Source organism: Bradyrhizobium sp. F1.13.3, assembly GCF_040548265.1.
Classification (GTDB): Bacteria; Pseudomonadota; Alphaproteobacteria; order Rhizobiales; family Xanthobacteraceae; genus Bradyrhizobium.
This window is the reverse complement of record NZ_JBEPRI010000024.1, coordinates 118,196-124,195: the sequence shown is the minus strand read 5'-3', so window position 1 is coordinate 124,195 and position 6,000 is coordinate 118,196. Positions and strand designations below refer to the sequence as shown.

3 protein-coding genes and 2 pseudogenes are annotated in these 6,000 nt (G+C 60.4%); 1 reads left to right on the top strand and 4 read right to left on the bottom strand.

Annotated features, from left to right (window positions below):
• A partial coding sequence (locus ABIB66_RS39215; RefSeq protein ID WP_354258803.1) for a transposase occupies positions 1-472 on the top strand: 472 nt, incomplete at its 5' end.
• 175 nt (positions 473-647) lie between these two features.
• Here the strand turns inward: ABIB66_RS39215 and ABIB66_RS39210 are convergent.
• The 4 genes and pseudogenes from ABIB66_RS39210 to ABIB66_RS39195 all read right to left on the bottom strand — a co-directional run bounded on the left by ABIB66_RS39210 (position 648) and on the right by ABIB66_RS39195 (position 5,959).
• Positions 648-1,787, bottom strand: a complete 1,140-nt coding sequence (locus ABIB66_RS39210) for a redoxin family protein (protein WP_354258800.1) — start codon at positions 1,785-1,787, stop codon at positions 648-650.
• Positions 1,788-2,473: 686 nt separating this feature from the next.
• Positions 2,474-3,584, bottom strand: a pseudogene (locus ABIB66_RS39205) (IS5 family transposase); the annotation flags it as partial.
• A 420-nt stretch (positions 3,585-4,004) separates the two neighbouring features.
• Positions 4,005-5,148: pseudogene (locus tag ABIB66_RS39200) on the bottom strand (IS91 family transposase).
• 397 nt (positions 5,149-5,545) lie between these two features.
• A complete protein-coding gene (locus ABIB66_RS39195) occupies positions 5,546-5,959 on the bottom strand; it encodes an IS110 family transposase (protein ID WP_275173050.1) in 414 nt (137 codons plus the stop codon).
• Positions 5,960-6,000 lie beyond the last annotated feature (41 nt).

Below are 6,000 nucleotides of genomic sequence, written 5' to 3'. Positions count from 1 at the left end.
CGTCACCAACAACCGCCGGGCGCCCGGTGGCCTGTTCGTACTGCACGCCAGGTCGCTGCCCGATAATCCCTACGACGGTCATACCCTGCGGGACGTCATCGACCGCACCGAGGCGCTCACCGGCTGTCCGATCGAGCGGGCCTATGTCGACAAGGGATATCGCGGCCACGACACGCAAAATCCCCGTCGCGTCTTCATTTCGGGCCAGAAGCGCGGCGTGTTCGGCACCATCAAGCGCGAGCTCCGGCGCCGCTCCGCCATCGAGCCCATCATCGGACATCTGAAGGCCGAAGGTCACCTTGGCCGCTGCTATCTCAAAGGCCGCGCCGGCGACGCCGCCAACGTCGTGCTCTCAGCAGTCGGCCACAACTTACGCCGTATCCTCGCCTGGCTCAGAGAACTCTTGTGCCTCTTCCTGATCCAGCTATCGCATACGCTTGCCTGTCCGCTCCCGCTCAATTCGGCTTCTTAACGGACGACTAACTAGACCCCAGCAAAGACGGGCCGCAGGGCGTCGCATCGCTCGTTGTGGGCTAGGCCTTCCTTGTGACTTGCGTGTTGCAATCGCCCTGCATGATTCTGCTGGTCGCGAGCACTTCGGAGGCGCTTACATAGCCCGATCGTGCATTTCCGATTAACATCTCTCTTCATGTCTCCTCCTGCGGCTGCACTTTGGGAGCCCCAGGAGACTTTTCCTGCGGAACCGAACAAGAACCGCTGCAACAAGCCTTCTCGCCCCTATAGTTGGCCAAGGTTTGGAGCAGCCGCGGCATATAATGCTGTCTTGTAGCTTCCGGTACGATTTGCGGATCGTTTACCCATGCCATTGCCCGCTCGATCAGCTCGATCGCGCGTTGCTTGTCACCACTCTCGTAGTAATACTGAGCGACCACTCTATAAGAAGCGAAGTCGCCGCTGTCTTGCACTGAATTCAGGATATGTTCCGACACCTCCCTGCCGATCGCAAAGCGCTCGGCACGCGGAAGGTGGGCCTTATCGTTCTCCGGATCAAAGAGTTCCTCCATCACGGCAATCAGTCCAAGCACAGCGTCTGACCGTTTCTCAATCGCATCTTGGACCAGTTGGCGCAAGACTTGGAACCCGGTCGCTGTGTCGCGCATTTGAAGCAACAGACCCGCCTGAATCTCGCGGAAGTGTCGATCGTCCGGCATCATGGCAATGCCCTCTTCGGCCGCTGAGAGCGCTGCCGGCCAATCCTTTGCTTTCTTCGCCGATCGAATCGTCCGCTGGATTGAGTAAAAGCGCGCAAAGCGTTGGTCTTCGGCAATCCGTTTCGCATCAGCGGCTTTAGCTTCATCGCTGCTGCGCCAAGTGCCGTTGATAATTTTTGGCAAGACGTGGTCGATGTCGGGCGGATCACCGATAAAGGCAATGTGGCCGTCGCGGTCGACAATGAACGATCTCGGAACGCCGGTAGAAGAGCTGGCATCCATCCAAAGCTTGTTCATTTCGCGCGTACTGTCGAACCCGATTCGATAGTTCAGATTTGAGAACTTTTCGGTCAACCATGCGTCCAACTTGGCGCGAGCCTCATCCGCCGTTGGTGCTTTTTCATAAGCCGCGACCCCGATGACCTCAAGCCCCTCGGCTTTGTATTTTGCTTGCAGCTCTATCAGATGGGGCATCGCCTTCACACATGGGTCGCACCAACTTGCCCAAAATTCGACGATGTACACTTTCCCTGGCTCGAAGTTCGTGAGGCGCTCGCCACGCAGCCAGTTCTCGACTTTGAGCGAAGGAGCCGCGGACTCGATGCATAGCGCCATGATTGTCTCCAAAGTGACCTGTTGCGCGACCTTGTCGCGTCACCCGAATAGCAATCACCTGCCACGCTGTCCACGCGCGCTAAGCTACATGACAAAGATTTGAGAAACATCCACACGCCCAGTAGGTCCCTGTATGAAACCTGACAAGCGTTGCGTCGGCGTCAGATTTCGGGCACGCATCGCGACCTTCGTGCCGTCAGAAGATCGTCTTGCGAATGCGCATTGCGAGCCGCGCTGCGCCAGTAGGAGGTACGCGAGAGGCCGGATGGTGCCCGCTGACCGACAAGTGACATGCGCCCTCTTTCCAAGCTGGCGAGGAACAAGTCGATCGGCGAGGCGCAGCAATTGAATCAGCCGTTGAATCGCGCCCAAACCCAGTCCTTTGTCTCAAAGGTGGAGATGCAATACGATTTAGAATCACTCAGTCGATTTTGTTGACGATTGCGACGAACTCATCGAGCAGGCTGCGCATTTCGCTGATGGTGAGCGGCAATTTCAGGCGATCGTGAGCAACTGTCTCGCGCGATGGTGAGCAGCGGCTTTGACCGACATGGTGATTGGCTCAGGGGTTTGAGTTGGCGTCAAGAGTTTGATTGCGGGCGTTCTGCTTTCGCATGCTTTCTCCTCAGAGTTGCAGACGGTGAGCGTTATGAACGAGGCGGTCCAGGATAGCGTCGCCGAGGGGGCACCCCTTGCTTTTGGCCGGAGAGGAAGACGCTGAACTTGTGATCAGGCGGCGCGTTGTGGCCGCGGTATCCCTTGTCGGCGAGGATGCGCGCGGTCGTGCTGCCGACCAGCGCCTCCATGTCCAGAATCACGGTTGCCAGTGTGTGACCGTCATAGGGGTGCCGGGCAGCGCCTTGACGTGGGTGACGAACTGGCCGCCCTTGCAGTGCTTGAGGGTGGTGGCAACGCTGACCTTGACGCCGAACTCGTAGGGCCGATGGGCCTTGCCTTTGCCGATGCATTCGACTTCCGGCGCATGCAGGGAATAGACCTTCGGCCCGCGTTGACGTTGCTGCTGCTAGCGCACGCGGCGTGCCAGCATCAGCAACGTGGTGAACGTCGCTTCGAGCCCGCCATTGCCCTCGATCTCGCGGCCGATATCGCGGATCACGCGACCGAGATAGGTCCGTAGCGTCTTGAGCGCCCGGTTGGCGCGCTTGAACTGCTTGGCGTGGGCATAGCGCTGATGCTGGATCAGGGCGAACTTGCCCACCCGCGATAGGATTGACGCAAGCTCACCCCATGGCGCAGCGCCAGCCGCACCAGCTTCTCGCGCGCCCGGTTCAGAAGCTTGGCATCATTGGGGAACGTCACGTTCTTGGGCTGCACCGTGGTGTCGACAATCACCCGTGATAGCTCGGATGGCTTGATGGCCTTGGTCCTGGTGGTAACCGACAGGCTCTCCTGCAGCAACGCTTGCAGCCGCGCCTCGCCCATCCGGTTGCGGCAGCGCGTCAGCGTCGAACGATCAAACACTAGCCGATGCTGGAAGAACTCCTCGCCGCAGAACTATTGGTAATAGGGGTTCTCGACCCACCGCTCGCACAGCACCTCGTCGGAGAGGTCGTAGGTGTGCTTGAGGATCGAAAGCCCCGCCATCAATCGCGTCGGCAGTGGTGGGCGGCCCGGATCATCGGTGTAGATCGCCCCAAACTCCCGCTCCAGGAACTCCCAATCCACCGTGCGCCCCAGCGCCACCAGCGGATGCTTCAGGTCGATGATCTGATCGAGCCGAGAGCGGAACATCCTCCTCTCCCGTCTCCCGCGGTTCCGGTGCCCGGATCTGGTCATCTGGTCCCCCGCCAAAAACATCCAAAGGCGAGTGAATCACAGATCAAATTTGCAAGGAATCTGGAGGGTTCTGTGAGGTCGCGCTCACGCGAGGGCGCGGCAGGCGCTTGTGACGCGACCTCATTGAAGCCGGATTGAACGAAGGCGCGGGCGGGTATGCGTGGTTTTGCAGCTATGGGGATTGTTGGAGATCGCAAGGCCCGGTCTGCCGGCTCGGCACGTGAGGCAGAGCTGCGAGATGTGTGCATCGGGGAAAAGTTGAGATCAGGCGCGCTTTGTCGGAGATCGCGACAGGCGTTTTGCTGCATCGGACGGCTGTTGTCGCGCCGTGTGGCAGCACGGATTCGACAGCGTCCGCGATGATCGAGACGCTGGGAGCGGAATGACGAATGGCGATCGTTGTGCACGGGATGACTTGGCTCACGATGTATCGCACCGGAACGGGAATGTTTGAGGACTGGAGCGGTTGAAGTTGCGTCGAAAGCGCTCGACGATGCGCATGACGCCACCACACTCAGGACAGGCGGGAGCCTTGGGCCACGTCAAAGCGTCCGACTCCGCTGGCGACGGCTCGCCATCGTTTGGCGCTGTCCGCTCACGATCGAGAAGTTCGCGGCAAAGGGCGGTTTGGCAGCGCGATGGCTGTTGGCCATGAAGCCGAAGTGGCGGATGCGATGGAAGCCATCGGGCAGCGTGTGAAGAAGGAAGCGGCGGATGAACTCGTCGGCCTTGAGCTTCATGATCTTTGTCGTGCCGTTCTGGCGGTAGTCCTTCCAGGTAAAGGCGACGTGATCCTGGTCGAGGGCTACGAGCCGGCTGTTGGCTATTGCAACGCGATGGGAATAGTGGCCGAGATCCAGCACCTGCGCGGCGCCGCCGAACGGCCGTTTGGCGTAGACGACCCAGCTGATGCGCCGCATGGCGACGAGGTGAGCTGTGAAGGCAGCAGGCTCGGCCAGGGATGCGAGATCGCCGAAGAAGTTCAGGGGGCCGGCGTCGAAGGCAGCGGTCAGACGTTCGAGGAACAGGCGTCTGAACAGCCGGGCGAGCGGCTTGACGGCCAGGAAGAAGTTTGGTCGGCTGGCGATCAAGCGCGGCGCGCTATCGGGCGAGAGGCCGCCGCCCGGCACGACGCAGTGGACGTGGGGATGGTGCGTCAGCGCCTGCCCCCAGCGGCGGCTTTGAACAGGATCGCATAAACGATGGCCTTGTTCTGAAAGGCGGCGATCGGAGCCGGCAGTGTGAAGACGACGTGGAAATAGGGAACCGGCAGCAGGTCGGCTTCTCCCGCGGCGAGCCACGCGGCCCGGGCTGGCCCCTGACACTTCGGACAGTGCCGGTTGCGACAGGAATTATAGGCGACGCGTGTCGTGCCGCAGTCGTCGCAAGCCTCCATGTGGCCGCCGAGCGCCTCGGTCCGGCACGCCACGATTGCGCTCATCACGCGCCGCTCGACCCGACCGAGATGACCGGCATGTACACGGCGATAGGTCTCGCCATGCCGGCGCAGAATATCAGCAATCTCGATGGCGGGCCTGTTGGCGCGGCTGTCGGGGCGGATCATCACCCGCATCCCGCCGCGGATCATCCAGGTGGCGTCACCTCCAGCGACAGGCGATCGAGCGGGCTCTGCGTCGCCCGGCCCGTATCGGTGGCGACCTGCGTGTACCGTGCTGACGTACGAGAGAGCAACGATCACGCCAACGCCAGGGGCACTCATGAGGCGCTTGGCGATCGGATCGGCGGTCGCTCGGCGGCACAGTGCACTATCGAATACACCGATTTGCTCCTGCAGTGTGCTCAAGGCAATCAGCATTGGTTCGACAATCGTCAGCAGGACGGGCTTGTCCTGGATTGCAGAGCGAACGATACGGATGAAGCGCCGCTGACTGCCGATCTTGAGGATCAAGCCAAAGGTTTTCAGCAGTCCGCGGACAGTATTCTTGATCTTCAAGGGCGTGCTAAACGAGCTGTGCGCGGGCGCTGATCATTGCGCGGATCGCGTAGGTATCCATGCTTTTGACCAGCACTTGCCGATACCAGCCGACGCGAACCACTTGGGCGATCCCATGCGCGTCGTTAGCATCGGTTTTGTTGATCTGGAGCGACAGCGCTGCCTTGGCATGGCGCGCGTCGATGCAAATAATGGGCACTCGACGCTTCTTCAGCTCGTGGAAGAGCCAGACGGAAAGCATGCCGGTCTCGAGGCCAACGCGCAGAGCATTTGGCGCATGCTTGCAGACAAGCCGCTCAATCTCGTCGGGGGTCGATGCGCAACATCCGCGCCAGAGCGTTCTACCAGCTTCGTCGACAACACAAGCTTTGGTTTCTTCAAGCGACACATCGAGGCCGACATATTGCGCAATCGGCTGCATTGCATTGCTCCTTGTATAGGGAACGGAATCAGTGTGCAGAG

Excerpts from the sequence above, each read along its gene's own strand:
- ABIB66_RS39210 (WP_354258800.1), bottom strand. The coding sequence starts at position 1,787 with ATGGCGCTATGCATCGAGTCCGCGGCTCCTTCGCTCAAAGTCGAGAAC.
- ABIB66_RS39195 (WP_275173050.1), bottom strand. The coding sequence starts at position 5,959 with ATGCAGCCGATTGCGCAATATGTCGGCCTCGATGTGTCGCTTGAAGAA.